The sequence below is a fragment of the Duganella sp. Root1480D1 genome (genome assembly GCF_001427305.1).
Taxonomy (GTDB): Bacteria; Pseudomonadota; Gammaproteobacteria; order Burkholderiales; family Burkholderiaceae_D; genus Rugamonas.
This window is the reverse complement of sequence record NZ_LMFZ01000006.1, coordinates 53,909-69,159: the sequence shown is the minus strand read 5'-3', so window position 1 is coordinate 69,159 and position 15,251 is coordinate 53,909. Positions and strand designations below refer to the sequence as shown.

The 15,251-nt window shown below is 64.6% G+C and carries 11 protein-coding genes; 8 read left to right on the top strand and 3 right to left on the bottom strand.

Translation table 11 applies throughout. From position 1 onward, the window contains the following. Nucleotides 1-77 precede the first annotated feature (77 nt). Nucleotides 78-4,730 carry a glycoside hydrolase family 2 TIM barrel-domain containing protein gene (locus ASD58_RS32120; RefSeq protein ID WP_082565298.1) on the top strand — a complete coding sequence of 1,551 codons (4,653 nt, stop codon included), beginning with the start codon at nt 78-80 and terminating at the stop codon, nt 4,728-4,730. A 69-nt stretch (nt 4,731-4,799) separates the two neighbouring features. On the opposite strand, the gene ASD58_RS08390 is transcribed toward ASD58_RS32120, so the two are convergent. The 3 genes from ASD58_RS08390 to ASD58_RS08380 are packed head-to-tail and all read right to left on the bottom strand — an operon-like array spanning nt 4,800 to nt 7,155. Next, nucleotides 4,800-5,615, bottom strand: coding sequence for a hypothetical protein (locus tag ASD58_RS08390; protein WP_057260665.1), 816 nt, complete (start codon nt 5,613-5,615; stop codon nt 4,800-4,802). A 24-nt stretch (nt 5,616-5,639) separates the two neighbouring features. Then, on the bottom strand, nt 5,640-6,569 hold the full coding sequence (locus ASD58_RS08385) for an AEC family transporter (RefSeq protein WP_082565297.1): 930 nt from the start codon (nt 6,567-6,569) through the stop codon (nt 5,640-5,642). Continuing rightward, nucleotides 6,544-7,155, bottom strand: coding sequence for a DUF2238 domain-containing protein (locus ASD58_RS08380; protein WP_057260663.1), 612 nt, complete (start codon nt 7,153-7,155; stop codon nt 6,544-6,546). The genes ASD58_RS08385 and ASD58_RS08380 overlap by 26 nt, the downstream gene beginning before the upstream one ends. 49 nt (nt 7,156-7,204) lie before the next feature. Here ASD58_RS08380 and ASD58_RS08375 point away from each other — a divergent pair, with 49 nt between their 5' ends. From ASD58_RS08375 to ASD58_RS08345, 7 genes are all read left to right on the top strand, one after another. Further along, complete coding sequence (locus ASD58_RS08375; RefSeq protein WP_057260662.1) at nt 7,205-7,798, top strand: ANTAR domain-containing response regulator; 594 nt, start codon at nt 7,205-7,207, stop codon at nt 7,796-7,798. Nucleotides 7,799-7,834: 36 nt separating this feature from the next. Continuing rightward, complete coding sequence (locus ASD58_RS08370; RefSeq protein WP_057260661.1) at nt 7,835-8,959, top strand: CmpA/NrtA family ABC transporter substrate-binding protein; 1,125 nt, start codon at nt 7,835-7,837, stop codon at nt 8,957-8,959. A gap of 13 nt (nt 8,960-8,972) precedes the next feature. Then, on the top strand, nt 8,973-9,602 hold the full coding sequence (locus ASD58_RS08365) for a methyl-accepting chemotaxis protein (RefSeq protein WP_200951586.1): 630 nt from the start codon (nt 8,973-8,975) through the stop codon (nt 9,600-9,602). A 253-nt stretch (nt 9,603-9,855) separates the two neighbouring features. Beyond that, on the top strand, nt 9,856-11,157 hold the full coding sequence (locus ASD58_RS08360) for an MFS transporter (protein ID WP_057260659.1): 1,302 nt from the start codon (nt 9,856-9,858) through the stop codon (nt 11,155-11,157). Then, on the top strand, nt 11,154-13,676 hold the full coding sequence (gene nirB / locus ASD58_RS08355; RefSeq protein WP_057260658.1) for a nitrite reductase large subunit NirB: 2,523 nt from the start codon (nt 11,154-11,156) through the stop codon (nt 13,674-13,676). The genes ASD58_RS08360 and nirB overlap by 4 nt, the downstream gene beginning before the upstream one ends. 11 nt (nt 13,677-13,687) lie before the next feature. Continuing rightward, the gene (nirD, locus tag ASD58_RS08350) at nt 13,688-14,038 is read left to right on the top strand and encodes a nitrite reductase small subunit NirD (RefSeq protein ID WP_057260657.1); all 351 of its coding nucleotides are present in this window, start codon (nt 13,688-13,690) and stop codon (nt 14,036-14,038) included. Further along, the gene (locus ASD58_RS08345) at nt 14,035-15,249 is read left to right on the top strand and encodes an NAD(P)/FAD-dependent oxidoreductase (protein ID WP_057260656.1); all 1,215 of its coding nucleotides are present in this window, start codon (nt 14,035-14,037) and stop codon (nt 15,247-15,249) included. The genes nirD and ASD58_RS08345 overlap by 4 nt, the downstream gene beginning before the upstream one ends. Nucleotides 15,250-15,251: the final 2 nt, after the last annotated feature.

Genomic DNA, 15,251 nt, shown 5'->3' with positions numbered 1-15,251 from the left:
GTCCCGGTGCATGACGCACCTTGGTGCCGGGGCGACGTCGCAATGACGCGCTCCGGCACGTTTTAGAAGAGGTTTGAGTGAATATTCGTTTCATCTTCGCGCCGTTGCTCCTGGCTGCAGCGTTTTCCTGCGCTGCGGACGCCGCCACGCCGGAATGGGAACAGCCCCAGGTTGTTGCGCTTAACCGCGAGCCGATGAAGGCCACGTTCTTCAACTTCGAGAGCGTGGAAAAGGCGCTGGCCGGCGATATGGCCGCATCGCAGTATTTCCGTTCCCTGGACGGAGCATGGCAATTCGCCTACACGCAGGGTGTGGCGCAGCGGCCGGCCGATTTCTACAAGCCGGACTTCGACACCAGCGGCTGGAAAACCATCCAGGTGCCGGGCATGATGCAGGCGCAGGGATATGGCAAGCCCATTTTCACCAACATCAAGTATCCGTTCCCTGCCAATCAGCCTTTCATCCCGCATGAACTGAACGAAGTAGGTTCCTACCGGCGCGGCTTCGACGTGCCGGCCGACTGGCTGGAGCGCGACGTTTTCCTGCACATCGGTGCAGCGGGGGCGGCATATTACATCTGGGTCAACGGCGAAAAGGTCGGCTATTCGGAAGACTCCAAGCTGCCGTCCGAATTCAATATCGGAAAATATGTGCGGCCAGGCGCGAATACCATCGCCATCGAACTGTATCGCTGGGCCGACGGCTCCTACCTGGAGGACCAGGACTTCTGGCGCGTCTCCGGCATCGAGCGCAGCGTGTACCTGTATGCCGAACCCAAGTCGCACCTGCGCGACTTCATGGTGAGCGCTACGCTGGACAAGGCGCGCTACCGCGACGGCATCTTCGTGCTGGACGCGGCCCTGGCAGGCCGGTCCGCCGGCGGCCGCGTGGTCGCCACCGTCCTGGATGGCGGCAGGCCCGTCCTGAGAGCCGAAGCCGCTGTCACGTCAGGACGGGCGGCGCTGCGCGGCAAGCTGCCCGACGTCAAGCCATGGTCCGCCGAAACGCCGCACCTGTACCAGCTCCTGCTCGAATACCGCGATGCCGACGGCAAGCTGCTGTCCGCCACCGCGCGCAAGATCGGCTTTCGCACGGTGGAAGTGGCGGACGGCGAAGTGCGCGTGAACGGCAAGCGCATCATGATCAAGGGCATGAACCGCCACGAGCATGATCCGGATACCTTCCGCGTGATGTCGATGGCTTCCATGCGGCGCGACATGGAACTGATGAAGCAAGCCAACATCAATGCCGTGCGTACCTCGCACTATCCGAACGACCCGCGCTGGTACGACCTGGCCGACGAATACGGCATGTACGTGCTGGACGAAGCGAATATCGAATCGCACGAATACATGGAAAAAGGGGACGCCGCGGGTGATCCGGCGCAGCGCGCAGCCACCCAGCTGGGCTACCAGGAAAGCTGGAAGGACGCCCACCTGGACCGCGTCTCGCGCATGGTGGAACGCGACAAGAACCATCCTTCCATCATCATCTGGTCGTTGGGCAATGAGGCCGGCACCGGCATGAATTTCGAACTGGCCGCAGCCTGGATCCGCCAGCGCGACCCGGGCCGCCTGATCAGCTACCTGGGGCATGGCACCATCGGCGAAGAGCACCTGCCGAACGCCTACGTCGACATCTATGCGCCGATGTACGACGACATCGACAAGATGGCCGGCTATGCGCGCGACCCGCGCTACAGCCAGCCGATGATCCAGTGCGAGTACGCCCACGCCATGGGCAATTCGCTGGGCAACCTGGAGGATTACTGGAAAGTGATGCGCGCCCACCGCAAGCTGCAGGGCGGCTTTGTCTGGGACTGGGTCGACCAGGGTGTGCGCGCGAAAGACGCGCAAGGCCGGGAATACTGGGCTTCCGGCTTCGACCTCAATCTCGAGCGCGGCGATAACAGCGTGGTAGGCGATGGGGTGGTCGATTCCGACCGCACCCCGCAGCCGGAATACTACGAGCTGCAGAAAGTGTACTCGCCGGTCGTCTTCGAAGGCGATCCGCGCAGCGGCAAGCTGACGGTGGTGAACCGCTACGATTTTCGCGACCTGTCCGGCTTCGACTTCGAGTGGATGCTGGCGCGCGACGGCGTGCCGGTCGCCGGCGGCAAGCTGGAAGGCGTGAATGCGCCGGCCGGCGCCGCGCGGCCATTCGCCTTCAGGCTGCCCGCCGTCAAAGCCGATGGCGGCGAGCTGGTATTGACCCTGCGCGCCAGAGCGAAGCCGGATTCGACCCATGGCGTGCCGGCAGGCAGCGTGCTTGGCTGGTCGCAGTTTATCGTTGCCAGAGCGGCAGCGCCGGCGCCTGCTGGCAAGCTGGCCGCGCCGCTGCGCACGGCGGGTTCGGTCACGCTGGCTGCCGGCAAGGCGCGGCTGGAGATCGATGCCAACTCGGGCCTGGTCAGCTACAGCGCCAATGGCCAGCTGCTGCTGAAGGGCGGCATGCCGAACTTCTGGCGCGGCATGACCGATAATGACGAAGGCACGGGCGTCGACCGCAGCCACCAGGTATGGCAGAAATTCAGCGAACAGCGCCAACTGCGCGCCATCGAAACCGGCCGGGACTTCGTCAAGGTGCAGTATGCGTTCGGCGCCGGTGCGGCGGAGTGGGAAACCATTTACCGCATGGATGCCGGCGGCAGGCTGCTGGTGGATGCGGCATTCACACCGCTGCGCGACGACCTTCCGGACCCGCTGCGCCTCGGCCTGCGCTTCAATCACAGTGCTGCGCTGGACAGCGTGAACTGGTACGGCCGCGGCCCGCAGGAATCCTATGCCGACCGCCTGACGGGCGCCGCGCTGGGCCGCTACGGCGGCAAGGTGGCCGACCAGTACCACACCGGCTATCTGCGTCCGCAGGAGAGCGGCAACAAGAGCGGCGTGCGGTGGCTGGCGCTGACCGATGAAAGTGGCGCCGGCATCCGCGTGAGCGGCGCGCAAGCGCTGTCGATGAACGTCCTGGCCTTCCCGTATGAAGACCTGTACCTGCGCCCGCGCGGCATGCGCCATAACGCTGATATCGTCCCGCACGGCGATGGCAGCCTGCTGGTCGACCTGGCCCAGGCCGGCGTGGGCGGCGACACCGGCTGGAGCCCCGACGGCCGGCCGCTGGTGCGCTACCGCATCAAGCTGCAGCCTGCGCGCTACAGCTTCACAATTGCGCCCACCGCAGCCAGGCCGGTTGCCGCAGCGCTGGCGCCGGACTACTGCAACCCTGTGCTGCACGCGGACTACGCCGATCCGGACGTGATCCGCGTCGGCGCCACGTTCTACATGACCGCGTCCAGCTTCAACAGCGCCCCCGGCCTGCCGCTGCTGGAATCGCGCGATATGGTGCATTGGCAGCTGGTCGGCCATGCCTTGCCGCAGTTGGTGCCGGCCGCGCAATTCGAGCGCCCGGCGCACGGCAAAGGCGTATGGGCTCCGGCATTGCGCCATCACGACGGCAAGTTCTGGATCTTCTATCCCGATCCGGACCAGGGCGTGTATGTCATGACGGCCGCGGACTTCCGCGGCCCCTGGAGCGCGCCAATGCTGCTGCTGGCCGGTAAAGGCATCATCGACCCGGCTCCTTTCTGGGACGACGATGGCAGGGCATGGCTGATGCACGCCTGGGCGCGCAGCCGTGCCGGTTTCAATAACGTGCTGACGCTGCGCGCCATGGCGCCGGATGCCAGCCGGCTGCTGGACGACAAGGGCAGCAACGTCATCGACGGCGGCAAGTTCGCCGGTTACCACACGCTGGAAGGCCCCAAGCTGTACAAGCGCCAGGGCTATTATTATGTCTTCGCTCCCGCCGGCGGCGTGGAACAGGGCTGGCAGTCGGTGTTCCGCTCGCGCCGCATCGAAGGACCGTATGAGGCGAAGATTGTGCTGGCCCAGGGCCGCAGCGCCAGCAACGGCCCGCACCAGGGCGCCTGGGTGCAGGCGCCCGATGGCGGCGATTGGTTCTATCACTTCCAGGATAAGGGCGCCTATGGCCGCATCGTGCATTTGCAGCCGATGCTCTGGCAGGATGGCTGGCCAGTGATGGGCGAGCAGCAGGACGGCAAGGGTATCGGCCAGCCGGTCAGCCATTACCGCCAGCCGGTTGCCGGCAGCTTCGATGCGGTGGCACCGGCCACCAGCGACAGTTTCGACGGCCCGCAACTGGGCCTGCAATGGCAATGGAATGCCAACTGGAATCCCGCCTGGTTTTCGCTGCAGGCAAAGCCGGGCAGCTTGCGCTTGCTCAGCCAGTACGACGCGCAAGCCACGCAGCAGGCCAGCTTGTGGAACCGCGCCGCGCTGCTGCTGCAAAAACTGCCTGCGGCGCAGTTCACTGCGACGGCCACGCTCGACCTGTCCGGCCTGGGCGACGGCGACAGCAGCGGCCTGCTGTTGTACGGCCTCGATTACGCCTGGATTGGCGTGCAGCGCAGCGGCGGCGCCAACCGCCTGGTACTGGACACCTGCCTGAAAGCGATGGCGGGCTGCCGCGACGAGGAGCAAGCCGCCGTCAAGCTGCCCGCCCGCCGCGTCTACCTGCGCTTGCAGATGGCTGAAGGCGGCCATGCCACCTTCAGCTATAGCCTGGACAACAAGAACTACCAGGTATTCGGCCAACCATTTAGCGCCACCGCCGGCCGCTGGGTCGGTGCCCGCATGGGCTTGTTCAGCGCCGCATCCAGCGCGCAAGGTGGCGGCTTCGTCGACGTCGACGATTTCAACGTGTCTCTCTGACCGGCCAGGCACTCCCAACGCCAGGCTAGTTTTTTGTGGCACGGACGCCAGCCGTCCGTGCCCATTTTTTTATACCAGCAGGATGCCCTGCAAGGAAGAGATGTGGCCGCCAAAGCTCCAGCTGCGCAGCAGCCCGCCGTCGCCGTTGAATTCGAGTAGCTGGCGGCCCTTGCGGCCGTTATCGGGGCCATGGCCCTGCCAGTTGGCGACCAGCAGGCGGCCATTGTCAAGTCGCTCGAAGCTGGCGTAAAAGAATGGCGCCACTTCAGCCGGCACGGTGCCTTCGTCGCCGAACAGCTTGACGCAAATGCCGTCCGCATTGAAGCGCGCCATGAAGGCGCCATAACCGGCCGAGACCAGGGTAGCGCCGTCTGCCAGGCGCTCCGCCTTCCACGCATGTTCGAATCCTGCCGCTTCAAAGCTGCGCAGCGTTGCCAGGTCGGGCGTGGTTTCGAGAATATGGTCGTTGGTGCACAGCAGGTAGCTGTCCTGCGGCGTGGTGCGCATCAGGCGCACGTAGTCGCCGTCGCGGCGGGCGCAGTGCACCACAGCCAGGTCACGGTCCAGCGTCAGCACGTTGACGCCGCCGCTGCCGTCAAGGTCGATGCCGGTGACCAGGGTACAGCCATCGGCACGGCGCTGGACGGCGGTGACGTTGTGCCAGCGGTCGCACGCAGCCAGCACGTGGCCGCTGGCGATATCCAGTTCGAAGAAGCCGCGTGCGAAGCCGACCAGCACGCGCTGCCCGTCCAGGCGCTGCAGATCGCGCGCCAGCGGATAATCTGCCAGGTCCAGTACCCACACCGGGTGCGGCAAGTTGGTATGCACCAGCATGAGCTGCTGGCGTCCTTCATCGATGGCGATCAGGCGGTAGTGAGTGTCCATGGACACTACTATCGCATGGCCATGTTATCGAAAACATGCCGTCGCTGGAATCGTTATAGCAGCAAGCAAAGTTTGCATAGTTATCAGCGACGCCATCAGCCTGGCATCGCCGCCCAACTGGCGTGCCATGATGTAGGCGTTGGGTGCAGTCGGCAGCGCGCAATAGAAACCGGCAGCCAGCGCCACCGCTTCCGGCAGGCCGAATAGTGCACAGACCTGGTAGGCCACCAGCGGCAACAGCAGCAGCTTGAGCGCGGAGGTCAGGGCCAATGCCGCAGGGCGCAAGCCTTCCAGCGAAAACACCAGGCCGCTGCCGACGGAAACCAGGCCAAGCGCCAGCGCCGACTTGCCCAGGATGTCCAGGGTATTCATTAACGGCGCCGGCAAGGCCAGTCCGGCCAGGCTCGCGCCTATTCCCGCCAGCGTGGACAGGATGATGGGATTGGTCGCCAGCGTCCTTGCCACCTTGCCCAGGTGTGCCTGGCTGCCGCTCCACCAGGACAAGGCCAGGATCGAGAGCAGGTTCACCGCCGGCAGGCACAAGGCCAGCGCCAGCATCACCAGCGCCGCCGTCTGCGGCGGGAAAAATAGGGCGGAAACGGCAATCCCGAAGTAGCTGTTGGGGCGGATCGCGCCTTGCACCACGGACGAGCGGCTGGCGGCGGGCAGCGCGCGCCAGGGCAGCAGCAAGAGCAGGGCAATTCCCGCCACCACCAGCGTTGGCAGCAAGGTCGCCAGCGCCAGTTCGCCCACCAGGCGGCCATGGAAGTCGAGCCGCGAAGTACCGGTGAACAGCAGGGCGGGAAAGGCGATGAAGTAGGAGAACTTCTCAACCGAAGGGAAGAAGTCGTCCGGCATCCAGCGCGACTGGCGGATCGCCACGCCCAGCATGATGAGCAGGAAGACTGGAACGATCGAGGCCAGCATCTTAGCGTTTGGCCAGCTGGCGGTCATGCAGGCGGGTCAGCGTCAAGAGCGCTGCGATGCCGCCGATCAGGGCCATGAACATATCGGACTGGGTATCCCACGGGTCGCCCTGGGTGCCGAGGAATTCGTCGGCGCCCTGGCCCAGGGCCAGGGCTGCACCCCATTCGATCAGTTCATAGGCCGCGCTGATTGCCAGCACGATCGAAAGCACGATGAAGGCCAGCATCTTGCCGGCCGGGAGATAGCGGCCGCGCAGCAGGATTTCCCGCGCCACCATCACCGGCACGAAGCCTTGCGCGAAATGCCCGATCTTGTCGTAGGGATTGCGCGCCAGGCCGAACCAGTGCTGCAGCTCGAAGCCGAGCGGCACCCGCGCATAGGTATAGGCGCCGCCCACCATCAGGATTATGCAATGCACGGCGATCAGCACGTAAAGCAGGTCGGTCAGGCGGTAACTGCGGTAGGTCGCGGCCATCAGCGGCAGGGCAATCAGCGCGGGCGCCACCTCCATCCACCACGTGGTGCGGTCGTAGGGAGCGATGCCGGACCAGGCAAGTGCAAGAATGACAATGGCGCCCAGCGCCAGGTGCAGGGGGGAGAGAATTCGGTTCATTCTGCGATATTAACTCGAAAGCTGGCCCGCTTCTTGCTCGATAGTTGTCATGAGCCGCAATCTACGCATCGTTTTGATCCACCCGCCGCACGAAAGTGAGGCACGCGCGCACGCCCTGCATTCCGGGCTGGCGGAGGCGGGCTACGACCTGGTCGCCTCGCTGCCGGCCGATTTCCACCTGCCCGAACACATCGCCCGCCTGCAGCCCGACATGATCATTGTCGACGCCGAATCGGACGCGCGCGACGTGCTCGAACACATCGTCATTGCCACCCGCGACGAGCGCCGCCCCATCGTCATGTTCACCGAAGACGACAAGGCCGATTCCATGGAAGCGGCAATGGCGGCGGGGGTTTCCGCCTATGTGGTGGCGGGTTTGCAGCCCGAGCGCATCAAGCCCGTGCTGGACGTGGCGCTGGTGCGCTTCAAGCGCGAACAGAAGCTGCTGGACGAGCTGGAAGGGACCCGCCTCAAGCTGGCCGAGCGCAAGCTGCTGGAGCGCGCCAAGGGCATCCTGATGGCGCGCCAGGGCCTGACCGAAGACCAGGCTTTCCAGAAGCTGCGCAGCATGGCCATGAACAAAAACCTGAAGCTGGCCGAATTGGCGCAGCGCATCCTGGACGCGGAGGATTTGCTCGGTTGATGCACCGTCACGGTGCATTGCCGGCAGGAGTGAAGTATGCAGATTGAAAAAGACATCGTCAGGATTGGCTTCAACCCGCTGACCGATTGCGCGTCGCTGGTGATGGCGTGCGTGCTCGGCCTGGACCGCAAGCACGGCATCCGCATCGTATTGAGCAAGGAGACCTCGTGGGCCGGCGTGCGCGACAAGCTGCTGACCGGCGAACTCGATGCTGCCCACGCGCTGTACGGGCTTGTCTATGCAACCCATCTCGGCGTGGGTTCGGCGCGGCGCGACATGGCCATCTTGATGAATTTGAATCGCAACGGCCAGGCCATTACCCTGTCGCGCCGCCTGGTGGACGAGGGCGTGCGCGATGGCGCCGCGGTTGCCGCCGTGTCGCATGAGCGCGAGCTGCGCTGGGCCCAGACCTTCCCGACCGGCACCCATGCCATGTGGCTGTATTACTGGCTGGCGGCGCACGGCGTGCACCCATTGCGCGAAGCGCGCGTGATCACGGTGCCGCCCTCGCAAATGGCGACCAACCTGGCGGCCGGGCACATGGACGGCTTCTGTGCCGGCGAGCCGTGGAACCACCGCGCCGTGATGGACGGCGTGGGCGTGACCATTGCCACCAGCCAGCAGATCTGGCCCGACCATCCGGAAAAAGTGCTGGCGACCACCGCTGATTTCGTGCGCCGCAATCCCAATACCGCGCGCGCCCTGGTCGCTGCCGTGCTGGAGGCCAGCCGCTGGATCGACGCCAGTTCGGCCAACCGCATGGCGATGGCCGAGATCATCTCCGCCATCCAATATGTCAACACCGGCAAGGACGTGATCTGGCAGCGCATTCTCGGCCACTATGAAGACGGCATGGGCCGCAACTGGGAAGATGCGCACAGCATGCGCTTCCACCAGGAAGGCGCGGCCAACTTCCCCTACCTGTCGGACGGCATGTGGTTCATGACCCAGCAAAAACGCTGGGGTTTGCTCAAGGCGTCGCCCGACTACCTCGGCGTGGCCCTCAAGATTCACCAGATCGCCCTATATAAAGAGGCGGCAGAAATTACGGAGACTCCAATCCCCGCCAGCACCTTGCGCAGTTCGGTATTGATGGACGGGGCCACCTGGGATGGCAGGGACCCCGAGCGCTACGCCGAGTCCTTCGACATCCGCATGTAGCGAAGGAGCGTCCATGCAGGAAGCGGCCAAGCCCTTGTCGGGCGAAGTGTTCGGAGCGTTGATCAACCTGTCCGGCCGCCGCCGGTTCACTTCCCAAAGGCTGGTGCTGTACGCAGTGCTGGCCGCCCAGGGGCAGGACGGCGCCGCCGGGACCGCGCGCGACGCCCTGGCCCTGTTCCGCGACGCCCACCACACCCTGCTGAATGGCAGCGCTGCGCTGCCCGGCATCTTTTGTGCCGAACTGCAGGATGCGTATTACGGCCGCCCCGACGGCGCGCGCCAGATTGCCGCCTTCATCGAGCTGGCGCAGCGCGCGCTGGACAGCGGCAAGGCCGGGCCGGCGCTGGAGCAGCTGGTGGCTACCGCCACTCCCGTGCTGGCAGTGCTGAACCAGATCACCGCCATCTATGAAGAACAGTCCAAAAAGCACGCCGTGCTAATGAAAAAGCAATTGCGCGGCGTGATCACGGAAATCGAGACCATTGCCCGCCAGGCCAGGATGGTGACCTTCAACGCCCGCGTAGTGGCAGCGCGGGCCGGTCATGCGGGGCGCGAATTCGCCGTGGTAGCCGGCGTGCTGTCGAATATCACCACGGAAATCGACGACATGGTCAAAGCCGCGCTGCAGGCGGCCAACGCCTGAGGGATGCACCAGCGCGTGCGCTATTGCGGTGCACCATAGTTGGGCGCGGTGCACCGCCAGATGGCGAAAATCCCTTTTTTCGGGGCCGGCCAGCCCCGTTTGCCCCTGACGAGAGGCTGGCACAGCTCTTGCAAAGCATAGGTAAAGGGTCGATCTAACGGAGGATCGGCAAAACCGGACAACGGCGTCCGCGCAGCGCAACCTTCGATAGGTGCGGCTGTGCGGACGCCTTTTTGTTTTCAGGGATAACGACATGGCCAGCAAAGCGACCAGCATCAAACTGTTTTCGTTCTCAACGCCGCAGATGCGTGCCTTCCACCTCACCTGGATGGCCTTCTTCATCTGCTTCTTCGCGTGGTTCGCCTGCGCACCACTGATGCCTGTAATTAAGGGCGAATTCGGCCTGACCCCGGCGCAGATCGCCAACATCAATATCGCCGCCGTGGCAATCACCATCATCGTGCGCCTGGTGATTGGCCCGCTGTGCGACCGCTACGGCCCGCGCAAGGCGTACACCGGCCTGCTGCTGCTGGGCGCCATCCCGGTGCTGGGCGTGGCCGCGGCGCAGACCTATGAGAGCTTCCTGTTCTTCCGCCTGCTGATCGGCGCAGTCGGGGCCAGTTTCGTGATCACCCAGTACCACACCTCGGTCATGTTCGCGCCAAACGTAGTGGGCACTGCCAACGCGGCAGCCGCGGGCTGGGGCAATGCTGGCGGCGGCGTGGTGCAGTCCACCATGCCGATGATCATGGCCGCCATGGTCATGCTGGGCGTGAACGAGACCATGGGCTGGCGCGCCGCCCTGGTGGTGCCGGGCGTGCTGATGCTGGTCATGGCCTTCGTCTACTACCGCTTCACCCAGGACTGCCCGGACGGTAATTACGCTGACCTGCGCGCCGCCGGCATCGAACTGGAAGGCGGCAAGAAGGGCGGCTGGTCGAGCTTCAAGCTGGCCGCTGCCAACTACCGCGTCTGGCTGCTGTTCGTGACCTACGGCGCCTGCTTCGGCGTGGAGATCTTCATCCACAATATCGCCGCTACTTATTACGTCGACACCTTCAAGCTCACGCTGCCGCAAGCCGGCCTGGCAGCGGGCAGTTTCGGCTTGCTGGCGCTGTTCGCCCGTGCACTGGGCGGCTATGTGTCCGACAAGGCCGCTGCACGCGGCAGCCTGAATAGCCGCGTCACCCTGCTGTTCGCCATGATGATCGGCGAAGGCGTCGGCCTGATGTTCTTCTCCAAGGCCGACAGCGTGGCCTTCGCGGTGATCGCCATGCTGGTGTTTGGCCTGTTCACCCACATGGCGTGCGGTGCGACTTATGCGCTGGTGCCATTCGTCGACAAGCGCGCCCTGGGCGGCGTGGCCGGCATCATCGGCGCCGGTGGCAATGTGGGCGCCGTGGCAGCAGGCTTCCTGCTGAAAGGCATCGGCAGTACCCAGCAAACCCTGTGGATCCTTGGCGTGTTCGTCGCCGTCTCCGCCCTGTGCGCATTGGCCGCACGCTTCAGCGAATCCACCGTCAAAGAAAATGCAATTGCAGGAGCAGCAGCATGAAGAAGATCGTCGTCATCGGCCATGGCATGGTTGGCCACCAGTTCCTGAAATCGCTGCCGGCGGGTAGCGCCCAGGTCACCATCCTGTGCGAAGAACCACGCCCGGCTTACGACCGCGTGCACCTCTCGGAATTTTTCAGCGGTAAGAGCGCGCAAGAACTGTCGCTGGTGGAAGAAGGCTTCTTCGACCGCGACGACATGGTGCTCAAGCTGAACGGCCGCGCTGTGGCCATCGACCGCGCCGCGCACACCGTCACCACCAACAGCGGCGAAGTGCTGTCCTACGACAAGCTGGTGATCGCCACCGGCTCCTTCCCGTTCGTGCCGCAGATCGAAGGCAAGGACCGCAAGGACTGCTTCGTCTACCGCACCATCGAAGACCTGGAAGCCATGCAGGAATGCGGCGCACGCTCGAAAACCGGCGTGGTGATCGGCGGCGGCCTGCTTGGCCTGGAATGCGCCAAGGCGCTGAAAGACCTGGGCCTGGAAACCCACGTCGTTGAATTCGCCCCGCGCCTGATGGCCGTGCAGGTCGACGACGGCGGCGGCCGCGTGCTGCGCCAGAAGATCGAAGACCTGGGTGTGACCGTCCACACCGGCAAGAACACCACCGCCATCGTGGCCGGTGAAAGCGGCACCCACCGCATGCAGTTTGCCGACGGCACCTCGCTGGACACCGACATGATCGTGTTCTCCGCCGGTATCCGCCCACGCGACTACCTGGCCCGCGAATGCGGCCTGGAAGTCGGCCCGCGCGGCGGCATCGCCATCAACGACCAGTGCCAGACCAGCGACCCGGACGTGTACGCGATCGGCGAATGCGCACTGTGGAACGGCCAGGTGTTCGGCCTGGTGGCCCCGGGCTACGACATGGCCCGCGTCACCGCGCGCCATATCGCCGGCGACAGCTCCGCCGAATTCACCGGCGCCGACATGAGCACCAAACTGAAGCTGATGGGCGTGGACGTGGCCAGCATCGGCGACCCGCATGCCAAGGCCGACGGCGCGCGCAGCTACCAGTTCACCGACGAGCGCAAGCAGGTATACAAGAAGATCGTGGTCTCCGACTGCGGAAAATTCCTGCTGGGCGGCGTGATGGTGGGCGATGCGGCTGAATACGGCACTCTGCTGCAAATGATGCTGAACAAGATCGAACTGCCGGAGGCGCCGGAATTCCTGATCCTGCCGCAATCCGATGGTGCGGCTAAGCCAGGCCTGGGCGTAGACGCCTTGCCGGCCGGTGCCCAGATCTGCTCTTGCAACGACGTATCGAAAGGCGCCATCTGTGACGCCGTCGCCGGCGGCGCCACCAGCATCGGCGCTATCAAGAAATGCTGCGGTGCCGGCACCTCCTGCGGCGGCTGCGTGCCGCTGGTGACGCAGATCATGAAGGCGGAAATGAAGAAGCTGGGCATGGACGTGAACAACCACGTCTGCGAACACTTCCCGCACTCGCGCCAGGAACTGTTCCACCTGATCCGCGTCGGCCAGATCAAGTCCTTCGAAGACCTGCTGGCACGTCACGGCAAGGGCTTGGGCTGCGACATCTGCAAGCCGCTGGCAGCGAGCATCTTTGCCACCTGCTGGAACGACTTCGTGCTGAAGAAGGAACATGCCAGCCTGCAGGATTCGAACGACTACTTCCTGGGCAATATCCAGAAAGACGGCACCTACTCGGTGGTGCCGCGCATGCCGGGCGGCGAAGTGACGCCGGAAGGCCTGATCGCGGTTGGCCAGGTGGCCAAGAAATACGGTCTGTACACCAAGATCACCGGCGGCCAGCGCGTCGACCTGTTCGGCGCCCGCGTCGAGCAACTGCCTGCGATCTGGGAAGAACTGATTGCCACCGGCTTCGAAACCGGCCACGCCTACGGCAAGTCGCTGCGGACCGTGAAGTCCTGCGTCGGTTCCACCTGGTGCCGTTACGGCGTGGACGACTCCGTCGGCCTGGCGATCGAACTGGAAAACCGCTACAAGGGCCTGCGTACCCCGCACAAGATCAAGTTCGGCGTGTCCGGCTGCACCCGCGAGTGCGCCGAAGCGCAGGGCAAGGACGTCGGCATCATCGCCACTGAAAAAGGCTGGAACCTGTACGTGTGCGGCAATGGCGGCATGAAGCCACGCCACGCCGAACTGATTGCGTCCGACCTGGACAAGGCAACCCTGGTGGCCTACATCGACCGCTTCCTGATGTTCTACAGCCGCACGGCCGACCGCCTGCAGCGTACCAGCACCTGGCGCGAAAACCTGGAAGGCGGCCTGGATTACCTGAAAGACGTGATCATCAAGGACAAGCTGGGCATCAACGCCGAAATGGAACAAGACATGCAGCGCGTGGTCGACACCTACGCCTGCGAATGGAAGGAAGCCGTGAACAACCCGGAAACGCGGGCCCGCTTCCGCCACTTCGTCAACAGCCCGGAAGCAGACAGCAATGTGGTCTTCATGGAGGAGCGCGGACAGATCCGCCCTGCCACCGTGGAAGAACGCAAGCTGATCCCGATCAAAGCCATCGCCTGAGGAGAAAAACCATGCACCGTGATACCCAAGCCTCTGCCTGGACCGCCGTTTGCGGCGTGGAAGAAATCGTCCCCAACACCGGCGTTTGCGCACTGCTGCAAGGCCAGCAAGTTGCCGTCTTCCGCATGAACGACGGTGCTGACAGCCGCGTTTTCGCCATCGGCAATTACGACCCCAATTCGGAAGCAAGCGTGCTGTCGCGCGGCCTGGTCGGCAACCTGGGCGAACGCCTGGTAGTCGCCTCGCCGATCTACAAGCATCACTTCGACCTGCAAACGGGCGAATGCCTGGAAGCGCCGGAACACTCGGTGCCAACCTGGCCGGCACGCATCGAAGGCGGAAAGGTCTGGGTCGGGGCATGAAGCCCGCCCTGGTCGTTGTCGGCAACGGCATGGCCGGCATGCGCACGGTCGAGGAGCTGCTCAAGCTCGCGCCGGACATGTACGACATCACCGTCTTCGGTGCCGAGCCACATGGCAACTACAACCGCATCCTGCTGTCGCCAGTGCTGGCGGGCGAGAAGACGGTCGACGACATCATGCTGAACACGCGCGAGTGGTACGAGCAGAATCGCATTACCTTGCATGCTGGCGACCCGGTCGAATTCATCGACCGCAAGCGCCGCCTGGTGCGTGCCCGTTCCGGCCTGGAAGTGCGCTATGACCGTCTGCTGCTGGCTACCGGTTCGCGCCCCTTCATCATCCCGGTACCGGGCCACGAACTGCCAGGCGTACTGGCCTTCCGCGATATCCAGGACGTGGAGTCGATGCTGGAAGCGGCGCGCAACCATCGCCACGCGGTGGTGATCGGCGGCGGCCTGCTCGGCCTGGAGGCGGCCAACGGCCTGCTGCGCCAGGGCATGCAGGTCACCGTGGTGCACGTGACCGACGCGCTGATGAACCAGCAGCTTGACAAGCCAGCCGCGCAGCTCCTGCAAAAAGCGCTGGAAGCGAAAGGCCTGGTCTTCCGCATGGAAGCGCAGACCAGCGAAATCGTCGGCACCGGCCGCGTGACTGCCGTGCGCTTTGCCGACGGCAGCGAGATTCCGGCCGACCTGGTGGTGATGACCGCCGGCGTGCGCCCGAACATCGAACTGGCCCGCCGCAGCGGCCTGCATTGCGAACGCGCCATCGTGGTGGACGACACCCTGCAAAGCTTCGACCCGCGCATCTACGCTGTTGGCGAATGCGTGCAGCACCGTCGCGCCACCTTCGGCCTGGTGGCGCCGATCTGGGAGCAGGCACGCGTCTGCGCCGCCCACCTGGCAGGCGCCGGCCATCGCCGCTATGTGCAGCAGGTTACGCCGACCCGCCTGAAAGTGACTGGCGTCGACCTGTATTCGGTCGGCGACTTCATGGGCGGCGAGGGAAGCGAAGACCTGGTGCTGCGCGATCCGCGCCGCGGCGTCTACAAGCGCCTGGTGCTGGACGGCGGCCGCATCACCGGCGCGGTGCTGTACGGCGACGTGCAGGACGGTCCATGGTACTTCGACCTGATCCAGAACCGCACCGACATTTCGTCGATGCGCAACCATCTCTTGTTTGGGCAGGCGCTTTGCGCGCAGGCTGCGTGAAT